Origin of the sequence: Bacillus cereus group sp. MG4 (assembly GCF_040460055.1) — a bacterium.
GTDB classification, from domain to species: Bacteria; Bacillota; Bacilli; order Bacillales; family Bacillaceae_G; genus Bacillus_A; species Bacillus_A wiedmannii.
The window spans coordinates 5,054,266-5,076,564 of sequence record NZ_JARVGZ010000001.1 but is presented as its reverse complement, the minus strand read 5'-3'; the positions used below and the strand labels follow the sequence as shown (position 1 = coordinate 5,076,564).

The window sequence follows — 22,299 nt, the reverse complement described above, 5'->3', positions numbered from 1 at the left end:
CATTTTTAGATTAGTAACGATTAACCAAAAAGCTCCCCAATTGTATACAAGTGGGGAGCTTTCCTTCATTCCTATTATAAACCTTCTGGGTTTAAAATGAGGACCACTCGTCCATCACCGAGAATTGTCGCACCAGAGAAATAATTAGAACTCTCTGCAAAGAAGTCACCTAATGACTTTAGGACTATTTCTCTTTGACCGATAATTGTGTTTACAATAAGTCCATAGCTGCGATGTGTATTACGAACAATTAACACAGGAACCATTTGACCATCATATGACGCAAACGCCTCATCTACTGTTTTCTCACCAAATACAGTACTTAAATGCTTCACTTCAATAATTTGATTACGGTAATTTAACACATCTTTTCCTTGTAAGGATTGGATGTCTTCTCTCTTAATCCGAATTGCTTCAACAATATTACCAAGAGGGAAAGCATAACGTTTATCATTCGTTTGAACAAGCATAGATTGAATAATGGACAACGTTAATGGCAGTTCAATTCTAAATGTACTACCTTTTCCTTCTTCAGAATCAATAATTAAATGTCCACCTAAACTATGGATCGTATGTTTCACTACATCTAATCCAACGCCACGCCCAGAAAGGTCTGATACAACTTCAGCTGTACTAAATCCTGGTTGGAAAATCAAATCAAATACTTCACGATCCGTTAATTTATTTGCCTCAGATTCTGTTACAACACCATTTTTAATCGCTTTTTCTAATACTTTCCCTTTATGAATTCCATTTCCATCATCCGTAATTTGAATTACGACATGATTTCCACTATGGAACGCTTCTAATTTAATCGTACCTGTCTCATTTTTCCCTGCATCACGACGTTGTTCAACAGTTTCAACACCGTGATCAATTGCATTACGAATTAAATGGACGAGTGGGTCACCGATTTCATCAATAACAATTTTATCAACTTCGGTGTCTTCACCTGTAATTTGTAAATCGATTTTCTTCCCTAAATCTTTCGCTAACATACGTACCATACGCGGGAAACGATTGAATACCGTTTCAATTGGTACCATACGCATGTTTAGTAGTACATTTTGAATATCTTTTGAAATATCGCCTAATCGATTTAAATGCTCAATTAATTCCTTATTTTGAATTGCTTGTGCCAATTCATCTATACGACCACGCTCAATTACACTTTCTTCAAACATGTTCATTAATCTTTCAATTTTTTCCAATTGAACACGTATGGAACGATTTTCCACTTTACCATTTTTCGTTTTTGCAGCGCTTTTAGCAGGTGTAGCATTAGCTGATTGCTTCGATACTTCTTTAGTTGATTCCACATGCGTAGCCGCTTGTAAATCTTCCTGCACGGCTTCTTGTGTACCCAATTCTTTCGAGACTACTTCTTTTAATGTATGTCCTTGCTTCACTTCTACTTTCTCAATTTCAGAAACATGAAGCACTACTTGTTTTAATTCTTCTTCACTTTGATCAGTATCCATAAATACTGTGAACTCAAACCCGAAAGCATCCGCTTCAATTTCTTCAATACTTGGAACTGTTTTTTGTACATTACCTACATTTTGCAGTGCTTCAATACACATAATTGCACGTACTGCTTTTAAAATAGCATGTTGCTCAACAGTTATATGCACTTCATGCGAAACTGCATTATCATTATTTATAGGTTCTTGCTCAATATATTCCGCAGGAGTTTCTACATTGCCATTCAATAATGCTTCTAATTTCTGCTTAGTTGTAATTACATCAATATTGCCCATTCCGCCTTGTTGCACATCTGCAACCATCTTCTCTAAATTATCAATGCACTCAAAAATCACATCAATAATCTCTGCATTTACAACTATATTCCCATGACGAATTTCATCTAAAACGTTTTCCATTTTATGCGTTAAATCCGCCATTTCCGTAAATTCCATACTCGCTGACATACCTTTAAATGTATGGGCTGAGCGGAATATTTCTCCCACAACATCCATATCAGTGGGATTTTGTTCTAAAGTTAGCACATTTTCATTTAGCGATTGTAAATGTTCTTCTGATTCTTCAAAAAATATATTTAATAGATCTGTTTGCATTTTCATCCCCTACCTGTCTAACAAACATTTCATTTATGTATAACAATTTAGTGTTTTATAGCAAGAAAAAAGGGGGCCACACGCATATCCGCTATCAATGTTTAGATTCCTTGTGGCACCCCTTCTATATTAGCTGTTTGCTACTTTTGTTAAAGCTTCAATTACTCGATCCGCTTGGAACGGCTTTACAATAAAGTCTTTTGCTCCACCCTTAATTGCATCTAATACCATACCTTGTTGTCCCATTGCAGAACAAATAACAACTTTTGCACTTGAATCAATTTTAATAATTTCTTTTAACGCTTCAAGTCCGTCCATTTCTGGCATAGTAATATCTAATGTTACAATATCCGGTTGAAGTTCTTTAAACTTCTGAATTGCTTCTACTCCATTCTCTGCTTCACCAATAATTTCAAATTCAGAATTACTTTTTAATAAGTTTTTAATCATCGTTCGCATGAACATCGCATCGTCTACAACTAAAATTTTATGTGCCATTCTTTTTAATTCTCTCCTTCTATGTATAAATATATCTTAATATTTCACCTTATCATTCTCACTCATTATACAAAATAAAATGATAAAATTTAATATTTTTTTAAAAGAATTTTCGTATTTTCATTATTTTATTATTAAAATGATAATATACTATTCTTTTATGTAAATGACAACGCGACGGTTTTTCTCCCAATTTTGCGGTGAATCATTTGGTACAACTGGCTTTGTGTCTGCATATCCTACCGCAGCTAGCCTTTTATCATCCACATTATACACTTCGATTAAGTGGTGAATCATATTTGCTGCTCTTGCTGAAGACAGCTCCCAGTTAGAAGGGAATTTGTCATTATGAATCGGTCTACTATCTGTATGCCCTTCAACAACAATCGGATTTGGTACTGATTGGAAAAACCCAACTAATTGACTTATTATCTCTTTCGCTTCTAGTTTAACGTTCGCGTCACCTGTATCAAATATTAAATTATCTACTATAACGACGCTTACTCCCGTATCCTCTCGATATACATTCACTTGACTAATACCGTTATTATCTACATATGCTTTTAACTTTTTATATAATTCATCCATTCTTTTTTTCGAGACCATTTTTTCATCATTTTTTTCATGTGAAATATCTGGTATTGTATTTTCCATTACTTTTGCATCTACTTGCTCCACGTCACTAAACTTTTCAAGCATCTTTGACAATTTTACTGCATCCTGCTTTGATGTAGCAACTAGTAATACAAAGAAAGTTAATAATAACATCGTTAAATCTGTAAAAGTCGTCATCCAACGAGGCGATCCCTTTTGCGGTCGTTTCATCATCACCATACCACTCCTTGAAATATTAGGCTGCTCGTTTTACTTTTTTTATCTTTGTTTCGTATACATATGTATCGAGTTTCAACTTTAATTTAGAAGGGATTTGACCGCGATATAATTCTGAAATCGCTTCAATAACAAACTTCTTCTCTGTATATAAATCTTCAATACCACGATACACCTTTTCAGCAAGAGGGATTGCAATCATATTTGCAAGTACTGACCCATACAATGTCGTTAACATCGCAACTGCCATCCCTGTACCAATCTGCGATGTGTCTTGCAAGTTTTGAAGCATAATGATAAGACCGATTAAAGTCCCTATCATGCCCCAAGCTGGAGCGAAATCGCCAATTTTATCTAATAATGCTGCCCCTTTTCTTAACTCATACACTTCCGTTTCAACATCTTTCATTAACACTTCTTTTAATTCATCTTCATCGTAACCACTTAACATTAATCGAATTCCTTTTTGAATAAAAGGATTGTCTACTTGCTCTCCATCAACTTCTAAAGAAAGTAGGCCGTGTTTTTTAGACTTTTTCGAAAAATCGACAAACAAATCCGTTAACTGTTCTAAATCTTCTTCTCTTCTATGTAAAACAGTAAAAATACTTTTCGTATATTTTTTTATTTCTCCAAATCGATATGCCACAACAATTGTCGCAGTTGTTCCCCCTATTACAATTAAAATAGATGAAACATCTAAAAAGTTTTTAAAAGCTTTTACTCCGCCGCCGCCAATCATAATTGCTGCTATTACAATAGCAAAACCTACTATTATGCCCACTGGGCTAGAAATATCAAACTTCCTTTTTTTTCTTTCTGGTCTAGCAAACACTTGATTTTCATCTCCCATATTCCGGACCTTCCCTTTTCATTTTTATAAAACATTTTTTTATTTTAATAATGCGTTTTCACATATAATAAGTATTATACGCTCATCATCTATTTATCGCAATATACTCATAGAATTGACACATTTCATTTCCATATTAGAATTATAGTATGGAAATATGAGGAGGATCACGATGGAACATAACATTTTACAAGTCATTGCACTAGCAGAAAAACTAAAATATGAAATGCGACATAGCTGGCTTTCTAACGGACGTCAAGAAAGCGTTGCTGAACATACGTGGCGCATGTCTCTAATGGCCATTTTAGTCGAGCCTTATTTAGATCAAAAAGTAAATATTGAAAAATTACTTAAAATGGTTATCATTCACGACCTAGTCGAAGCTGAAGCTGGTGATATTCCTGCTTTTGATACAATGAATAGTCATGAATTACAATTACAAAAACAAAAAAATGAGCAAGAAGCCATTTTAAATATTAAACGAACATTAAAAGGTTCTCTCGGTGAGGAATTATATGATTTATGGATGGAGTTTGAAGCGAAAGAAACGTACGAAGCAAAAGTTGCCAACGCACTTGATAAGCTTGAGGTGAAAATTCAGCATAACGAAGCTGATATTGATACGTGGCTACCAATTGAGCATAAAATGACATTCCAAGTGGCAAAGCATACAAACTTTGATTCTTTCCTATCTAAATTACAAAAAATGATTGAACAAGATGGAGAAAAGAAATTACTAGCTGCCGGTATTAACGTGGAAGCTTGCAAACGATAATGAAAAGACACTCAAATTGAGTGTCTTATTTCATTATCGTTGATACAGCCTGCTTGTAAATCAGTTGTTGTTTTCCATCAACTAACATTAAAACGGTAAATTTGTCTATCGCAACAATTTCTCCTACTATTCTAACGCCACTCTTTAAAAAAACTGTAACAATACCTTTTTCTTCTTTTATTTGTTTATATAACTCTTCTTGTAAATGTTCCAAATAATTTTCTCTCCTTTTTCGCAAAATATCCTAATATAAAAAACTACAAATTATTTATGCAATTTATCTTTTACATTCATAAACTTATTAATAAGTATATCTAAATCTCGGCTAAATAACAAAACTTTATCATGATCCAATCCGTGTCTAGCAACAAGTTGGATTAGCTCTTTCTTTTTGTTTTCTATTTTATTGTGTAATTTTCCCATCTCCATCTCTTTACTAAAACTCCCTTTTCCCATAATATTACTTGTAAAATTATAGTACAAATCCTCTCATAAAAAAATATAAAAATGGTTTTTTTTACAATTTTTATATTTTTTTATGAACAAATCGCAAAGTATATAACGATTTCTTCACATACCCCTAGCACAATATACAATCAAAATAACCATACAGGCGTTTGTCTAATTACAAAAGAGACTGGCTCCTTTTCCACACAAAAAACATACTGTATATAGTAGTCCATGAATTATATAGATTAACTTATTCAAAAGGAGGAAAACATATGAGCTATGGTGGAAGTTGCGCTGGTTTCGGCGGTGGATTTGCTTTGCTTATCGTACTATTCATCCTTCTAATCATCATCGGTTGTAGCTGCTGGGGTGGCGGCGGATACGGATACTAATATATCCTATCCTTAACAAATGAACGAAAAACTATACGAAAACAGCTCATATTTGAGCTGTTTTTTCATACTTTCGTATGAAGTGATATCCCCCTATTTTGTGATTTCAACTAATAAAAAAAGTTTACTATGAAATAAGAAATATTTTACTAAGGAGGAGTACAATGATTAAAGGTCTTTACGAAGCACATTTACCTGTCAGTAACTTAGAGATATCAATATCTTTTTATAAATCACTTGGACTGAAATTATATAAAAGAGGAGATGATATTGCTTTCTTTTGGATTAAAGAAAACGAAAGTTGGCTCGGTCTTTGGGAAGGCACAGAATACAAAGTTAATTATCATCCCTCTTTACGACACATCGCCTTTCAAGTAAGCTTACATGATTTAGAAAATGCGATTCATTGGCTAAATCAAAAAGGCATTTCAGCACGAAAAGATTTTGGAATGGAACCAATTGAACCGATTGTTTTTCCAGAATTAGCGCATGCCGCCGTATACTTTAACGATCCTGACGGAAATAGTTTAGAATTAATTGCACAATTACCTGTTGGACTTCCTACAGAGGAGAAAGTGTATTTAAGTGAATGGAAGAAACAAGTTCAAGCATCATTATTACATAAGGATTAATCTTTTATGTCAGTTTCTTATTCCACACTGCTTAAAATAAATAAAAACTTCAATAAGCTATTTTATGGGCAAACATTAAGTGTACTTGGAGATTGGTTTCATACGGTAGCTTTATTAACATTTGTCTACAGCATAACGGAATCGCCTTTTATGGTCGCCCTTACTTTGATAAATAAAGGTTTACCACAGCTTCTTCTTAGTCCATTCATAGGCGGGATTGTAGATCGTTTCCCTAAAAAGAAGATTCTGATTTTTACTGATATTTCACGAGGCATAATCGTCCTCACTTACTTATTTGCACTATATAAAATTGAAATTATTTTCATTTCTAACATATGTTTATCCGTACTTTCTTGTTTATTTGAGCCAGCTAAACAAGCAACCTTAAAAAATATCGTACACCAAAATCATTTCGTAACTGCTAACTCTCTTTCTAGTACAATTAATGGTTTTATGTCTATTATGGGTGCTTCTTTAGGCGGAATCCTTGTACAATCTTTACATATTGAGTTCGCTTTTTTAGTAAATAGCCTATCATACTTTATTTCAGCCTATTTTATTTATAATATGAGTGTTCCTTCTCATGATACTTGTAGCAAGAAAAAAGCATTTTTTACTGATATAAAAGATGGTTATACATACATATTACAAACAAAAATAATTTTAACGTTAATTCTTGTCGGCATTTCATGGGGTATTATTGGAGGCGCTTATCAGCTACTTCTAACGATCTATGCCGAAAAAATTTTCCACACCAACATTGGAATTTTATATACGGTTCAAGGGGCTGGGCTTATGATTGGAAGCCTCCTCGTTAATCTTTATATGTCTCATAATAAAGAAAAAATGAAAAAAGCATTCGGTTGGGCCTATTTCCTACAAGGAATTTTCTTTCTCGGATTCATTTTGTCCAATTAACTTATTATCGGTATCATTACATTATTCTGTATGCGTATAGTAGGAGGAATCATCGTTCCACTTGATACGACATTACTTCAAACTTATACGAAGGAAAATATGATGGGTAAAGTTTTTTCATTCCATTATTCCATTTACGGATCTCTTATTCAGTTATCCATGTTTTTTACGGGAGCGCTTTTAGAAATTCTTTCTCCGCAAATTATTGGTAGCCTATTAGCTCTATGCTGTATTTTTGTTAGTTTTATATGGCTTTACCTGTTTTATCGTGGGAAACTGAGTGAAGAATCTACTAACACTTAATAGCATGTTTATATACATGCTATTTTTATTTATGTCGAAACATAAAGGAAAAAGGCGATTTATTTTCCTTACGTTCTAATTTTTTAGAATGTACAATAAATTTAGATTATAAGAAAGGAGATGCCATAATGTTTGACGATAGACTTACTATTTCAGCTGAGCAGCAGAAGCTCATTTCTAATGCAACTCGCATTCAAATTCTTCACCTTTTAAAAGACGAGGCACTCACTGCAAAACAAGTAGCTACTAAACTAAATAAATCTGCTGGTAGCGTACATTATCACGTTCAAATTTTATATGATGGAGGGTTACTTGAATTAGTAGACATGAAAGAAAAACGAGGAATTATTGAAAAATATTACAAGGCAAAATCTGCTCATTTCTATATTGAAGAAAGCGGCACAGAAGGAACGAATACAGGCAGTCATATTGTATCTCATTTATTTTTAACTCCAGAGGAATTACAACAACTTACTTGGGAAGTTACACAAGTTTTATTACGCTGGGAAAACAAAACCGCTCGTCAATCAAACTCCGAAGAGGAATACGCTATTTCCTGCAGGATTAAAAAACAATGAAAGAAAGGTCCAACTGCTTATGAAAAATAAATTATTATTATTGTCGGGAACAGGAATTTCTCGTTTAGGTGATTTTATGTATCTCATCGCCCTAAACTTAATGGTGTTAAATAGCACAAACTCCCCTGCTGCTGTAGCAGGATTATGGATTGTAGGTCCAATTGCCACCGTTGTTACAAAAATATGGTCTGGTAGTATAGTAGACCGATTAAACAAACGGTCCATTATGCTCATCACAGATATAATTCGGGCAGCTCTTATTGGCTGTATTCCACTATTTGATTCTATTTGGGCCATTTATATTTTTATCTTTTTAACTCGCATCGCTACATCATTTTTCGATCCAGCTTCATTCACTTATAAAACGATGCTCATACGAGCTGAAGAACGCGCTCAATTTAACGCTTGGAATAGCTTATTTACAAACGGGGCTTTTATTATCGGTCCAGCTCTTGCTGGAATACTTCTCACCACGTACTCAGCATCCTTTGTGATTTACTGCAACTCACTTTCCTTTCTACTTTCTACCATTCTCATTTACTTCTTGCCAAACATTACACTACAAACAAAACAAAACGAAGAAGTTGCAAATACTTTTGTACAAACATTACGAAGTGATTGGAAACAAGTTTTTTCATTCGCTCGAACTGAAAGTTACATTATTCTCATATTCGTTTTATTTCAAGCTACTATGCTTGTCTCTATGGCACTCGATTCACAAGAAGTTGTTTTCACAAGACAAGTACTGTTTTTATCCAATATAGAATATAGCATGCTTGTTAGTATAACTGGTGCTGCTTACGTTTTCGGTTCATTTCTTGTTTCTCTCTTTGCTAAACGATTACCAATTCAACATTGTATCGGATTAGGTATGATTTTCACAGCAATAGGCTATGTAATTTTCGCCTTTTCAAATTCATTTATAGTTGCAGCGAGTGGTTTCATTTTACTTGGCATTTCTTCATCATTTGCTGGTACTGGCTTTATAACATTTTATCAAAATAACATCCCTGTACATATGATAGGACGTATTGATAGCGTATTTGATTCCATAAAAAATTTCATCCAAATCTTTTTCATTTTAGCAATTGGGGCATCCGCACAATTTCTTTCCGTTCAAATCACTGTAATAAGCAGCTCATTACTCATTCTTTTCCTCTCCTGTTTATTAGCAATCCGTGTAATGACGCCTTCACGAGAAAAATATTTTAAAGCTACAGGGTCATCATTGGAATATTAAATGCAACATAAAAAGCGACTATTTAGCCGCTTTTTTCCCGTATTAAAGGGCAGTAAGCCCCCCACTGATTAAAGTTTCACTTTATGTTAAAATATGTATTGGATCTGATTATGTAGGAGGGCTATTTTGGAGATTATATTCATTTTCATATGTATTATATTAGTAGCTTCTATTTTACAAACAAGTACAGGTTTTGGCTTTTCTATTATGGCAACACCTTTCTTACTCATGTTATTTCTACCACAAGAAGCTATACAAATAAATATCATTTTATCATTAATTATTTCCATATCACTCATTTGGAAAATAAGAATGGACATTGATTTTATTCTACTGAAAAGATTAATATTCGGAAGTATAGCTGGTGTTCCTTTTGGTATTTTAATTTTCACTTCCATTAACATCAACACATTTAAATTAGCAATTAGCATCCTGCTCTTACTATTAACGTTGATGCTAATATGCAACTTTAAGATTCAATCAACAAAATCTAGAGATTTCATCGTTGGCGGATTATCTGGTCTTTTAACGACAAGTATCGGTATGCCAGGACCACCCCTGTTACTTTACTTTACAGGAACTGATACGAAAAAAGAGAAATTGAGAGCAACTACTTTAGCTTTTTATCTGTTTATATATTTCATTAGTCTACTAACTCAAATACTCTTTACTGGCACAAACAAAACAATTTGGGAATCAAGTTTTTACGCTATTCCAATCGTATTTCTAGGTTTGTATATAGGTCAAATTATTTTCAAATGGCTTAATCAACGGATTTTCAAAATATTTACGTATATCCTTTTGAGTTGTACGGGTATGTATCTTCTTATTGAAAGTTTACATTTGTTATAAGTAAGTTTTTCAAGATAATAGATGCTTTATATTATTAAGTACGGTGGAGTATTTTACATCAAAAATAAGAAACATATTTTAGAGATACAAAATCATAAATAAAATACTAACTAAACGATAAAAAGCGGCTATTATGCCGCTTTTTATTTTCACATTAAATATTTAAAAACTAAAAGCCCAGCTATCGCTATTACAAACACATTGAAAAAAATCATCCAACTTTTTTCAAATTCTTTATATCTCTCTTCTTTCACTCCACATTGTTTTAGCTTTTCAATTAAAATTGTTAATTCTTGATTATACTCTTTACTTCCTAATTGTATATAATTGTTATTTATTTTAATTCCATATACATTTTTCATTTTTTTATGTTGCGAAACTGCTTGAATTGAGTTTATTAGTACATTGTATTCATTCAACTTTTTAAAATAACAATCTAACGCTATAATTTGTAACCTTGTATTAGTTAAAACAATGTAATAATAAAAAGTAGCACCTGCCGTGAATATATTCGGTATAACTTTAGAATTAACAACCCCTCCTTCTTCCACTAATATTTCACACTCGATTTCTTCTCCTTCTTGCAACTCTTTCCGAACTGATTCTTCCAACATTTGCATCGTTAATTTCTTTAATAATTCCCCGTTTTTTACATAATACTTATCTATATTTATAGACTCATTCGCTTCTTTCTCTAAACGTGCAATTTCTTCCTCTGAATATTGGAGTTCATTTAACATAGATAATAATCTTTTATCCATATTACACACTCCCTTTCCACAGTTTTTGAATTTTTTTCTTCCCACGAGAAATTCGATTGTATATATAATCCGCCGTTACTTTTAATTCTTTCGCAATATCGTCAATAGAATATCCATCAATATACCTCTTTAAAAAGATATATCGATCTTTATTATTTAAATCTTGAACTATTTCCATAATCTCTTCTTCTTGTTCTATTTCATACCTATCATGGACACTTGTATCTATTTCGACGTCTTTATCGATTGTATTCTCTTTATATACTTTCTTTTTATATTCCAATGCCTTTAATTTAGTAATACCAATCATCCAAGATTTTAAGTTTCCCTTTTCTGTATCAAATTGGTCGATATGAAACCAAATGACAGTAAATACATCTTTATAACAATCATCCACATATTGTTTTTCAATAGGGGTACTTAATGATTTATGAATAATGTACAAAATTAATTTTCCATATTGATCAATCACTTCTTTCAAAGCATCTTGATCATGTTTTTTCATAGCTATAATTAAATCCTCTTCAGAATTGAAAATCATAAGCATCTTCCTTCCTCAGTTCCCCTTTAGCAGCTGCTTTTACTTACTATTGGCATTTCACTCTCATTTTCTATCACTTTTGTAAAAAATTATTAATTTTTATTTCTATGTATATAATAGCAAATAAAAATACCTAAGTTCAGAAAGAATAACAACTTTCTGTGCTTAGGTGTTTCTCCTTCAAAAAAAGGCAAACCCGTATCAAAGGTTTGCCTCTTTACTCATTTCTTATTAAATCCTTTTTCACTTAAAAATTCTTTCATATGCATTCTTTTTTCTTTAGCCATAAACGAACTCATTGATTCCGTCCATGTTACGTTCTTCTTATTTGATGATCTTTCTTTGTAATACGAACTCATCGTTTCATCGTATTCGTTCAATAATTCATCATATCTCTTTTCATCATATCCATTTTCATGAAGGATTGCTGCTACTGGTAAACGCGGTTTCACTCCATGATTTTCATCTGGTACGCCAACCGTCATTCCGAATACAGGGTATACTTTATCCGGTAAATGAAGCAATTCACTCACTTCTCTCGGATTATTACGAATACCACCAATATAACAAATACCGTACCCTAACGACTCTGCTGCTAACGCTAAGTTTTGCGCGAAAAGTGAAGCATCTACCGTTGCAACGATAAAGTCTTCTACTCCTTCATGTTTTATCTCTGTACTATGCTGTTCACACGCTATTTCAAGTCGTTTTAAATCTGCACAACAAACAAAGAATGCTGCACAGTCTTTCACGTGACGATTTCCTGATAACTCTGCTAGTTTAGCCTTTAGGTCTTGATCTGTTACATATATAACAGAATACGCCTGTACAAAATGTGAGGAAGCGGCATGCTGCGCAGCTTGCACCATTCTTTCTACTACATCTTTCGGAATTGATTCTTCTTTATATTTACGAACTGAAACGTGTTGCTCCATTTTATGTATGATCTCATTCATGAAAAACACTCCTTTTTTCTCTTCATAATGAAAAATTAACATATCTTTTTCAATATTCACAACTTATAAGCACAAAAAGAGCAATTCTTTTGGAATTGCTCTTTTTAAAACGTCTATCAATGCGGTACATGAAATTATATCGACGATTATTTAAATATATCGACGATTCCTTGCACTATATCAACGATTTTTCGAATATATCGACGATTCGACAAGTGATATCGACTTACCGACAAATAACGACAAATTCACTCCGAATTATTCCTTATCTTATTACGCTGTTTTCAAAACTTTAACACCTTTTACGATATTCCAAATGAAGTAATAAATCCCTACAAGAATGAACACCGCATATGTGATCATCATTCCAATTCCAGCACCATCGGATTGATTGAAGCTTAAACCATATATGCCCGATACTGCTAATCCACCAAATAAAACCGCATACGGGAAAATATGTGACCAAAATGCTTTTTTCGCGTGGTATTTCACTTCATCCTCCGCAACGAAGTACACGATAATTGGCAGTAAAAATGGTGCAAAAAAGATACTAAAGTAACATAGTGAAGATAATATATTATTTCCTTTCATCCGATTCACCTCTAAATAGTTTTTGTTATCTTCATTATGTCAGGAATCGGTTCTAGAAACTATCGCTTTACCTTTCATGAACATGACATATTTGTAAGATTTTCATCAAAAACAATCCCGACTGGACTTCCAGATGGGATTACTTTTTCTATATTCGATTCATAAACCAATATTGTGTAATCGCTAAATATTCTCGTACATTTGATGGAATGATGATTGGTTTCGGTGTTTTTGCCGGAAGACCTTCTAATTGTAAACCTTGTTTTGCTGCTATTTTTTTCGCTCTAAACATATGGAAATCGTTTGTTACGATCATTCCTTTTTTCATATTGTCCGGAATTAACGGTTTTAAGAATGTAATATTCTCATCTGTACTCGTTGACTTATCTTCCATTATAATGCGGTCTTCTGCAATTTTCAGTTTCATTAATCCATTTTTCATTGCTAATGCTTCAGAAATATCTTCTCCTTTTCCTTTCCCTCCAGACACAATAGCAATTGTTTTCTCATGTGATTGTAAATACTCAGCTGCTTTATCAATACGATATTGCAAGGAGTATGATGGTTTCGTCCCGTTTACTTTCGAGCCTAATACAATTATATAATCAGCATCATAGGCCGCATTCATTTGCCCATGCTTATAAATGTTATATTGTAAAAATCCCGCATAAACAGAGCAAACCATTATAATCCCTATCATATACTTAATTATTTTCTTCTTTCTCATATCGATATACTCCTATGTTCTTTTCTTCTTTCATGATAATATCCATTTATTTGTTTGTATACAGACAAATTCCAATTCACCCTAATTTATCCTCTAGAAAGTAATATTTATATTCCTTTTGGGAACAGTAAGTACAACTTTGCACGAAGGAGTGTCCCTATTGCTTCTCTTTTTATGTAACGTATCGTTCTTTTTTATCTTGTTTTTACTATCACTTAAGATGCTCGGTAAATCTGCTTTAGCACAACTAACTCCTCATGATTTTGGTGCTATTATCTTTTTATCTTATTTAGCTTTTCAGGCCATACCTGTCTCTGGTGCTTTGCAAGCTTTTCTCGGTATGGTCGTTATTACATGTTTGCATTTGCTTCTTACAAAATTAAGCTTACTAAACAAACTAAATCGTTTTATTCTCGGGCACCCTATCATTTTAATTAAACATGGTGATATTATTTTTGAAAACTTACAAAAAAGTAGATATCCAATCGCTGAACTACTGTCTAACCTTCGCGTCGCAGGATATCCAAGTGTTCACGAAATTGAATATGCTATTTTAGAAGCGAACGGAGCCATTAGCATTTTACCAAAGCGTGAACTTGTACCATTAACTCCAAAAGATTTGAACATAGATGTTACGTATGCTGGATTACCAATTGCCCTTATCGTTGATTCGCAAATTCAATACGATAACTTAAAGTTAATTCATAAGGACGAAAAGTGGTTATATAAAGAATTAAAAGAAAAGGGCATCACGAATATTAAAAGCGTTGCTTTCGCGTCTGTTCAAGAAACAGATGGATCTTTTGCGATTAGTTTAAAAGAGTAAAAAAATCCCCTTACTTGCTCAAGGGGATTTTCTTCATTATATCGCTTCTTTCTTTCCTGTCATATTTAACGGAACAGGATGTTTCATACGATTCATCGTAAATACAATAATCGCTGTCAATACTTCAGCTACTGGCATAACGAGCCAAATTCCGTTTATCCCAAATAATTTTGGCATAATCCATAATAATGGAATAATAAATAGTAACCCTCGGCTCATTATAATCAGCACTGATTTTGTCGTTTGTCGCACGGATTGGAAGTACTCTCCATACACAATGTTATAGCCTAAAAATACATATTGGATAAAGAACAAGCTAATACCCGTTAATGTTAACTCCAATAACTCTGGAGATTGGACATCAAAGAGACCAATAATATATTTCCCGAAGAATAATCCGACAATTATTGCTACGCCCCCAAGTACAACTGCAATTTTTACAGCAAACTGCAATCCTTCACGTAATCTTTCTGATAAATTTGCCCCGTAATGGAAACTAGCGATCGGTTGTAACGCTGCTCCAACACCGAAGAATAGTAGTAATGTCATCGCATGAATACTATTCACCATCGCATAAGAAGCGACTCCTACTTCTCCTGCATATTGAACGAATGTAATATTAAAACCAATCGTAACAATCGCTACTGTACTTTCTGCTGTAAAGCTCGGGAAACCTATGATCATAATTTGTTTAACTGTATCCCATTCAAAATGGAATTTCGTCCATTTTAAAATACTACTTTTTCTAAAGAAGTGCGTTAATAATACAAGGAAGCCAATCGCTGCTGAAAGAATAGTCGCTGAAGCCGCACCTGTTACGCCCCATCCAAAGATGAAAATAAAGATATAGTCAAACACTATATTTAATACAGCCGTTACAACTAGCCCTGCCATTGCTAAATTAGGATTTCCATCATTTCGTATAAATGTACTTAAAATATTTTCTAAAACGTATATCATTCCAAATGTTAATAACACGTGTAAATAGTCTAACGCATACGGTAAAATCACTTCGTTTGCACCGAATAAGTATGCTAAATCTTCTATTCTCCATAAGCAAATCGCTGCTAACACACCTACGATAATTACTGCTACCGTCATGGATTGAGTAAAAATAGATCTTGCCCTATCTAATTTATTTTCACCTAGTGCAATGGAATATAACGTTGCCCCGCCCATTCCAATCCATAATGAAATAGAGAAGAAAATTGAAAACGCTGGAATAGCCACGTTTACTCCTGCTAATCCGTTTGCTCCAACTCCCCTACTAATCATAACCGCATCAATCACAATATTAACTGACATTAACACCATTCCTAGAACGGCTGGTATTAAATAAGAAATAAATAAACTTTTTATCGGTTTTTCTCTTAACTTTTCTGTTGTTTCCATCATATAAATGCTCCTTTTTCAATGCTCTGTTCACAGTTTAAACCTTCAAGTTACTTGAATGTCAATAGAGAATTAAAAAATAGGTAACTTAATTATCATATTTAGGGCCAATTTGTAATGATACGCGTCCTACAACTTATTGCTTTGTTTTTTCATTATAGGAATTTGAATTTCTGTTACTTGCTCCTCTGGATTGTCTGTTACAGACCAATCAATTAATGCTATCTCAATCGCATCGCCACTTACTTCGTATCCTTCTTGATTAATATATTTCATTAACTTCTTATATGTTTCATCCGTTTCTTCATATGGTCCATGATGATATACACAGGCAAACATGCCTTCTTTAATTTCATCTGAACTATGTATTTGAAAAGGCATGTAATCCAAAAGAATAAAAACACTACTATATGCTTGAAACTCATTTTGCATTAATCCTTTTTTCGCAACTGTTACACCGATATCTCCAGAAAATAAGCTATCATCCATTTGTCTCATATTTTTTTGCAACGAATGAATATAGTACTCAAACATATCATCCGTCGTATTCGGGGCAACCGCAATTGCTGTAATTTTTCGCTGCGGGATCTCTTTAATTACCATTTGTTCAGCTTTTGCTTTTGTTGCTTCCTTAATTAAATGAATTCTATGCTCCATTTTCGCCAAAGCATATTCAATTTCTCTTTGTTTTTTCAACATCATTTCTTGTTGTTTTTCCAGTAAATTGAGTGCGTATGCCGGATTTCTTTCATCAATATATTTCTTAATTTCCTTTAATGGAATATTTAATTGGCGTAAAAATTTAATCGTATCTAATAGTGAAAATTGATCGATCGTATAATAGCGATAATTTGTTTGCGGGTCCACAATGGACGGATGAAAAATTCCCTTCTCATCATAATAACGTAAAGTTGATTCAGCTATATTATGCATTTTTGCCATTTCTCCAATTGTAAAGCGTTTGTTTAATAACATCTTTTATTTCCTTCCATTTCTATTTATTTCATTATATGTTCATTCTGTCTTCAAAACAAAAAAGAATTCCCCTATGAGAATTCTTTTTATTAACTCTTAAACCTCTATTATTATAGGAAGGATCATCGGTTTTCTTTTCGTGCTAGTATATATAAACTTTCCTAAAGCTTCTCTTACTTCTCTTTTCAAAATACCCCAGCTATTCACATTCTCTTTCTTTAAATTATTAATTGTAATAACAGCTAATTTATTTAATTCCTTCAAAAATTCTTCTGAATCACGAACATAGACAAATCCACGAGATATAATATCAGGACCTGAAATAATTTCTCCATCCACTTTATTAAAAGTAATAACTATTACGAGCATTCCATCTTCTGAAAGTTGTTTTCGATCACGTAATAAGGCATTTCCAACATCACCAATTCCTAATCCATCTACATATATATTTCCAGCCTGTATTTTTCTAGATTGAATGGCCACTTCATTACTTATATCTACAACATCCCCATTACGAACGATAAAGATATTTTCTTTTTCAACACCAATTGATTCTGCTAACAAACTATGGTGATGTAGCATTCTAAACTCTCCATGAATTGGGATAAAATACTTTGGCTTCATTAAAGTGAGCATCAATTTCAACTCTTCTTGATATGCATGACCGGATACATGGACTCCAGTAGAACTACCTGATCCATAAATTACTTTTGCTCCTAAAGCAAATAAATTATCTATAATTCTTGAAACGTTACGTTCATTTCCTGGAATCGGAGTCGCGGCTATAATAACCGTATCTTCTGGTAAAACATCAACTTGCCTATAATTTCCACTCGCTAAACGCGCTAAAGCTGCCATCGGTTCTCCTTGACTTCCTGTACAAAGTATCGCTACCTGCTTTGGATCTAAACGATTTACCTCATTCGATTCAATTAACATGCCGTCTGGAATATGTAAATACCCTTTCTCTAGAGCAACTTCTACTACATTTACCATACTTCTCCCGAGCAAAGCCAGTTTTCGATTTGTTTTTATGCAAGCTTCAACTATTTGCTGAACACGATTTACATTAGAAGCAAATGTAGAAATAATTACTTTTCTATTTGCTTTCATAAATATTTCCTCTATCCGTTCCCCTACCGATTTCTCTGATGGAGTAAAACCTGGTCGTTCTGCATTTGTACTTTCAGATAGTAAAGCTAGTACACCTTCACTACCTATTTTAGCCATTTTATGAATATCAGGATGTTGGTTATTTACAGGTGTTAAATCGAATTTAAAATCTCCGGTGTGTACTACAGTACCTTCTGGTGTATGAAACACAATACCGAGACAGTCTGGAATACTATGATTCGTTTTAAAAAATGTCGTCTTAATAGAACCGAGATCGATTTCTGATTCTGCGTGAATAACGATTAATTCCGTATCATTTTGAAGATTATGCTCTTTTAATTTAATTTCAATTAAACCTAACGTTAACTTCGTCGCATAGATTGGTACGTTTAGTTGTTTTAAAAAATATGGTATTCCACCAATATGGTCCTCATGTCCATGCGTCACCACTAACCCGCGAATTTTTTCTTTATTTTCTTGTAAGTATGTGATGTCTGGAATTATTAAATCAATTCCTAATAAACTTTCATCTGGAAATTTAGATCCACAATCAATAACGATAATATCATTTTCATATTGAATAGCGTACATATTTTTTCCTATTTCATTTACTCCACCTAAAGCAACGATAGACAAATTGTTTTTTAATGACTTCAAATGATAAGCCCTCCCTTTCACATTTATAATTCGTGAAATCGTATTTAAGCTTTATTATTTGTAATGAAAAAGGACTTCATACTATTTCATACATATAAAAATTCACACGCTATTCTTATATGTATATCCCTAATAACACCGTTTCTCTCTAAAAAAGCTCCCATTTTTTCATTGATTTTTTGTAAAATCTATTATATATTAATTACAGGTTCAAATTACGAGTTCAAAAGAACTTGTAATTAGACCCTTTGTTTAATGGGTTTACATATTTTCATTAGGCAAATTCCGAGAAATCGTATGATAAAAATAAAAATGATGAGGAGAGGATCCGATGGATTTCGAATTTTTCTTTCAAATTGCACTTATTTTATTAAGTACAAAGCTTGCTGGTGATCTTAGTGTTAGACTAGGTCAACCTTCTGTACTCGGTAAATTAATTGTCGGTATCGTTATCGGTCCAGCTATATTAGGTTGGATTGAAAATTCAGAGCTTCTAACACAATTAAGTAATGTCGGTGTTATTCTTTTAATGTTTATGGCAGGACTTGAAACAGACTTAGAGGAATTAAATGCAAATCGTAATTCTTCTTTAGCTGTTGCACTTGGAGGTATCATTCTACCATTCGTAGGTGGTTACGTTTCTGGTCTTGTTATGGGAATGGAACAAGGAAATGCTGTATTTTTAGGATTACTTCTATGTGCGACAAGTGTTAGTATTTCCGTACAAACACTTCGTGATTTAGGAAAGATGAAAACACGTGAAAGTACAACTATGCTTGGCGCGGCTGTATTTGATGACATTCTTGTTGTTATTTTATTAGCATTTGCAATGAGCTTCTTAGGTACAGACGATGTTAACTTAACAATGATTATCTTGAAGAAAGTTGTATTCTTCGCTTCTATTATTTTAATCGGATGGAAAGGTGTTCCTGCGATCATGCGCTGGTTATCACCACTACGCGTATCTGAGTCTATCGTGAGCGCGGCTCTTATCATCTGTTTCTCATTCGCATATTTCGGCGAACTATTAGGAATTGCTGGTATTATCGGTGCTTTCGCAGCTGGTATCGCTATTTCTCAAACGAACTACAAACATGAAGTAGAAAAGAAAGTAGAACCAATCGCTTACGCTATGTTCGTTCCAGTATTCTTCGTTAGTATCGGTATGAATATTACATTTGACGGTATTGGCAATCAAATTTGGTTCATCCTAGCATTAACAATAATCGCTGTATTAACGAAACTAATTGGTTGTGGATTTGGTGCACGAATGACTGGATTTGACGCTAAGTCTTCTGCAATTATCGGTGCTGGAATGGTTTCTCGTGGTGAAGTTGCACTTATCATCGCAGGAACAGGACTTTCTTCAGGCCTATTAGCACAAGATTACTTTACAGCTATCGTTATTGTCGTTATTTTAACTACAATGATTACACCACCAATGTTAAAATACACTTTTGGTGCAAAAGATAAAGCGATGAAAGCAAGTAAATAAGTTTCATATAATAAAAGGAGATTGCTATCTTATAAGATAGCAATCTCCTTTTTCGTTTTATCTTTAAACAATTTTATTCGTTTTTAACCATTTTTCAAAAATAATTCGTGCTTCTTCATCATCAATATCATTACTAAATGAATACACCATAATGCCGTAATCATCTATATATTCACCTAGCTTCATTTTCTCCACTTTCTTGTAAAAATTGTCTACCTCATAGTGCGGAATATAAGCATCCCAAACTGGCTCATTTATTCTTTTGTACGCCGTCACTTCTAAATCGTATCCATCTTCATAATACCCGATGTGATAATGTTGACTAGGATCATATTTCTTCATAATAATTCCCCTCGCCTTGAAAATTTATCATATTTCACATAATAAACAAAAGCGAGCTGTATATTACAGCTCGCTCGATTCATTAAATACGTTCCATCGCTGTCTTCAACGTTCCAACAACAAAGGCAATTTCTTCACTTGAGATAACAAGCGGTGGTGCTAATGTTAAGACGTTATTATATCCTGCTGTTGTCATGCCGTTTCGTCCAATAATTAAACCTTTTTCTTTACAAGCATTTACAACACTTGCAATTTTGTCGTTATCAATTGGCTCTTTCGTCTCTTTATCATTTACTAGTTCAATTCCAACTAGTAGACCTTTCCCTCTAATATTCCCAACAAGTGGATGCTCTCCAATTTCTTCTTTTAATTGCTCTAATAAAAGCGAGCCCATTTGTGCAGATCGCTCAATTAAATTTTCATTTTCCATAATCTCCAAGTTTTTAAGCGCTAATGCACAAGCCGCAGGATTTCCACCAAATGTATTAATATGACGGAAGAATTCATATTCTCCCTTCCCTTTAAATGCTTCATATATTTCTTTTTTCACAGCTGTCGCTGATAACGGTAAATATGCACTCGTAATCCCTTTTGCCATCGTAATAATATCCGGCTGAACGTCATAATTCATAAATCCAAATGCTTTTCCTGTACGTCCGAAACCACAAATCACTTCATCACTAATGAGCAAGGCACCGTGTTTTTGACACGTTTCATGAACAGCTTTCATATAGTCTTGTGGCGGCATTAAAATGCCTCCGCCCGTAATAATTGGTTCCATAATAAAAGCTGCAATCGTTTCACTTAATTCCCATGTCATAACGCGATCTACTTCTTTTACACATTCTACATCATAAATGTTTTCTCTTTCTATTCCAGGCATACGATAACAATCTGGCGGTGTTACATGTAAAAATCCTGAAGCAAATGGCTCATATTGATATCTACGCTGTGCTTGTCCCGTCGCTGCCATCGTTGCCATTGTATTTCCATGATACCCGCGGTAACGCGACATAAATTTATAACGATGCGGTTCACCTTTTTGAGCATAGTATTGTCTTGCTATTTTAAAAGCTGTTTCGTTCGCTTCCGAGCCACTATTAGAGAAGAAAATAACATACTCTCCTCCAAGCCACTCATTTAATTTTTCTGCAAGCTTTATAGCCGGTTCATGCGATTGTGACATCGGAAAGTATGATAATGTTTGTAATTGCTTATATGCCGCCTCTGCGAGCTCTTTTCTGCCATATCCACTATTCACACACCAAAGACCACTCATACCATCTAAATATCTTTTCCCTTCTATATCTTCAACCCAGCACCCTTCTGCTTTTGCCCCTACCATTGTACTATTTGGACTAAAAGGACGCATTCCGTGCCAAACATATTGCTCATCTTTTGCTAATAATTCATCAGTCTGTTTCGTTTTCATCATTTCTTCCACCTTCCATAACAACTTATTTTTCACAAAAGCTGCGCTGGTGCCATGATGATTTAAATTTCTCCCTGCTTATTTTCATTCC

24 protein-coding genes and 1 pseudogene are annotated in these 22,299 nt (G+C 33.6%); 9 read left to right on the top strand and 16 right to left on the bottom strand.

The window, feature by feature from the left end; genetic code table 11:
* Positions 1-74: 74 nt before the first annotated feature.
* The 4 genes from QCI41_RS26805 to QCI41_RS26790 all read right to left on the bottom strand — a co-directional run bounded on the left by QCI41_RS26805 (position 75) and on the right by QCI41_RS26790 (position 4,260).
* Entirely contained in the window at positions 75-2,078 is a 2,004-nt protein-coding gene (locus QCI41_RS26805) for a chemotaxis protein CheA (RefSeq protein ID WP_215562945.1), read from the bottom strand.
* A 129-nt stretch (positions 2,079-2,207) separates the two neighbouring features.
* On the bottom strand, positions 2,208-2,576 hold the full coding sequence (locus QCI41_RS26800; protein WP_000940570.1) for a response regulator: 369 nt from the start codon (positions 2,574-2,576) through the stop codon (positions 2,208-2,210).
* A 150-nt stretch (positions 2,577-2,726) separates the two neighbouring features.
* Positions 2,727-3,404: an OmpA family protein gene (locus tag QCI41_RS26795; RefSeq protein ID WP_353836253.1), complete on the bottom strand. Its 678-nt coding sequence runs from the start codon at positions 3,402-3,404 to the stop codon at positions 2,727-2,729.
* Between the two features lie 22 nt (positions 3,405-3,426).
* Positions 3,427-4,260: a flagellar motor protein MotP gene (locus tag QCI41_RS26790; protein ID WP_353836254.1), complete on the bottom strand. Its 834-nt coding sequence runs from the start codon at positions 4,258-4,260 to the stop codon at positions 3,427-3,429.
* A gap of 172 nt (positions 4,261-4,432) precedes the next feature.
* Between QCI41_RS26790 and QCI41_RS26785 the strand changes: the two genes are divergently transcribed.
* Positions 4,433-5,035: an HD domain-containing protein gene (locus QCI41_RS26785; RefSeq protein ID WP_353836255.1), complete on the top strand. Its 603-nt coding sequence runs from the start codon at positions 4,433-4,435 to the stop codon at positions 5,033-5,035.
* A gap of 25 nt (positions 5,036-5,060) precedes the next feature.
* Here QCI41_RS26785 and hfq read toward each other — a convergent pair whose 3' ends face one another.
* Positions 5,061-5,249, bottom strand: a complete 189-nt coding sequence (gene hfq, locus QCI41_RS26780) for an RNA chaperone Hfq (RefSeq protein ID WP_000400662.1) — start codon at positions 5,247-5,249, stop codon at positions 5,061-5,063.
* A gap of 50 nt (positions 5,250-5,299) precedes the next feature.
* On the bottom strand, positions 5,300-5,518 hold the full coding sequence (locus QCI41_RS26775; RefSeq protein WP_002108625.1) for an aspartyl-phosphate phosphatase Spo0E family protein: 219 nt from the start codon (positions 5,516-5,518) through the stop codon (positions 5,300-5,302).
* 239 nt (positions 5,519-5,757) lie between these two features.
* On the opposite strand from QCI41_RS26775, the gene QCI41_RS26770 reads away from it, so the two are divergent.
* From QCI41_RS26770 to QCI41_RS26745, 6 genes and pseudogenes are all read left to right on the top strand, one after another.
* Positions 5,758-5,877, top strand: coding sequence for a YjcZ family sporulation protein (locus QCI41_RS26770; RefSeq protein WP_000120179.1), 120 nt, complete (start codon positions 5,758-5,760; stop codon positions 5,875-5,877).
* A 164-nt stretch (positions 5,878-6,041) separates the two neighbouring features.
* Positions 6,042-6,509, top strand: coding sequence for a VOC family protein (locus QCI41_RS26765; RefSeq protein WP_088092759.1), 468 nt, complete (start codon positions 6,042-6,044; stop codon positions 6,507-6,509).
* A 6-nt stretch (positions 6,510-6,515) separates the two neighbouring features.
* Positions 6,516-7,730, top strand: a pseudogene (locus QCI41_RS26760) (MFS transporter).
* A 128-nt stretch (positions 7,731-7,858) separates the two neighbouring features.
* Complete coding sequence (locus QCI41_RS26755; protein WP_353836256.1) at positions 7,859-8,308, top strand: ArsR/SmtB family transcription factor; 450 nt, start codon at positions 7,859-7,861, stop codon at positions 8,306-8,308.
* A gap of 19 nt (positions 8,309-8,327) precedes the next feature.
* The gene (locus tag QCI41_RS26750; protein ID WP_353836257.1) at positions 8,328-9,548 is read left to right on the top strand and encodes an MFS transporter; all 1,221 of its coding nucleotides are present in this window, start codon (positions 8,328-8,330) and stop codon (positions 9,546-9,548) included.
* Between the two features lie 126 nt (positions 9,549-9,674).
* A complete protein-coding gene (locus tag QCI41_RS26745; RefSeq protein ID WP_353836258.1) occupies positions 9,675-10,400 on the top strand; it encodes a sulfite exporter TauE/SafE family protein in 726 nt (241 codons plus the stop codon).
* Positions 10,401-10,549: 149 nt separating this feature from the next.
* Here the strand turns inward: QCI41_RS26745 and QCI41_RS26740 are convergent, their stop codons facing one another.
* The 5 genes from QCI41_RS26740 to QCI41_RS26720 all read right to left on the bottom strand — a co-directional run bounded on the left by QCI41_RS26740 (position 10,550) and on the right by QCI41_RS26720 (position 13,976).
* A complete protein-coding gene (locus QCI41_RS26740; protein WP_353836259.1) occupies positions 10,550-11,161 on the bottom strand; it encodes a flagellar motor switch protein FliG in 612 nt (203 codons plus the stop codon).
* Between the two features lies 1 nt (position 11,162).
* Positions 11,163-11,708, bottom strand: coding sequence for a sigma-70 family RNA polymerase sigma factor (locus QCI41_RS26735; protein ID WP_353836260.1), 546 nt, complete (start codon positions 11,706-11,708; stop codon positions 11,163-11,165).
* A gap of 215 nt (positions 11,709-11,923) precedes the next feature.
* Entirely contained in the window at positions 11,924-12,658 is a 735-nt protein-coding gene (gene nfsA / locus QCI41_RS26730) for an oxygen-insensitive NADPH nitroreductase (RefSeq protein WP_353836261.1), read from the bottom strand.
* A gap of 273 nt (positions 12,659-12,931) precedes the next feature.
* Positions 12,932-13,249 carry a magnetosome magnetite crystal formation protein family gene (locus QCI41_RS26725; protein ID WP_098149870.1) on the bottom strand — a complete coding sequence of 106 codons (318 nt, stop codon included), beginning with the start codon at positions 13,247-13,249 and terminating at the stop codon, positions 12,932-12,934.
* Between the two features lie 148 nt (positions 13,250-13,397).
* Positions 13,398-13,976 (bottom strand): YdcF family protein, encoded by a 579-nt coding sequence (locus tag QCI41_RS26720; RefSeq protein ID WP_353836262.1) that lies wholly within the window; start codon positions 13,974-13,976, stop codon positions 13,398-13,400.
* A gap of 160 nt (positions 13,977-14,136) precedes the next feature.
* Here QCI41_RS26720 and QCI41_RS26715 point away from each other — a divergent pair, with 160 nt between their 5' ends.
* The gene (locus QCI41_RS26715) at positions 14,137-14,802 is read left to right on the top strand and encodes a DUF421 domain-containing protein (protein WP_000923941.1); all 666 of its coding nucleotides are present in this window, start codon (positions 14,137-14,139) and stop codon (positions 14,800-14,802) included.
* 36 nt (positions 14,803-14,838) lie between these two features.
* On the opposite strand, the gene QCI41_RS26710 is transcribed toward QCI41_RS26715, so the two are convergent.
* The 3 genes from QCI41_RS26710 to QCI41_RS26700 all read right to left on the bottom strand — a co-directional run bounded on the left by QCI41_RS26710 (position 14,839) and on the right by QCI41_RS26700 (position 18,939).
* A complete protein-coding gene (locus tag QCI41_RS26710; RefSeq protein WP_353838795.1) occupies positions 14,839-16,194 on the bottom strand; it encodes an MATE family efflux transporter in 1,356 nt (451 codons plus the stop codon).
* 129 nt (positions 16,195-16,323) lie between these two features.
* Positions 16,324-17,169 (bottom strand): MerR family transcriptional regulator, encoded by an 846-nt coding sequence (locus QCI41_RS26705; protein ID WP_046958957.1) that lies wholly within the window; start codon positions 17,167-17,169, stop codon positions 16,324-16,326.
* Between the two features lie 96 nt (positions 17,170-17,265).
* Positions 17,266-18,939, bottom strand: a complete 1,674-nt coding sequence (locus QCI41_RS26700; RefSeq protein ID WP_353836263.1) for a ribonuclease J — start codon at positions 18,937-18,939, stop codon at positions 17,266-17,268.
* Positions 18,940-19,270: 331 nt separating this feature from the next.
* Between QCI41_RS26700 and QCI41_RS26695 the strand changes: the two genes are divergently transcribed.
* Positions 19,271-20,434: a cation:proton antiporter gene (locus tag QCI41_RS26695; protein WP_353836264.1), complete on the top strand. Its 1,164-nt coding sequence runs from the start codon at positions 19,271-19,273 to the stop codon at positions 20,432-20,434.
* Positions 20,435-20,497: 63 nt separating this feature from the next.
* Here the strand turns inward: QCI41_RS26695 and QCI41_RS26690 are convergent, their stop codons facing one another.
* A complete protein-coding gene (locus QCI41_RS26690) occupies positions 20,498-20,776 on the bottom strand; it encodes a DUF3986 family protein (protein ID WP_088062751.1) in 279 nt (92 codons plus the stop codon).
* Between the two features lie 82 nt (positions 20,777-20,858).
* A complete protein-coding gene (locus tag QCI41_RS26685) occupies positions 20,859-22,208 on the bottom strand; it encodes an aspartate aminotransferase family protein (RefSeq protein WP_000850952.1) in 1,350 nt (449 codons plus the stop codon).
* Between the last annotated feature and the right edge of the window lie 91 nt (positions 22,209-22,299).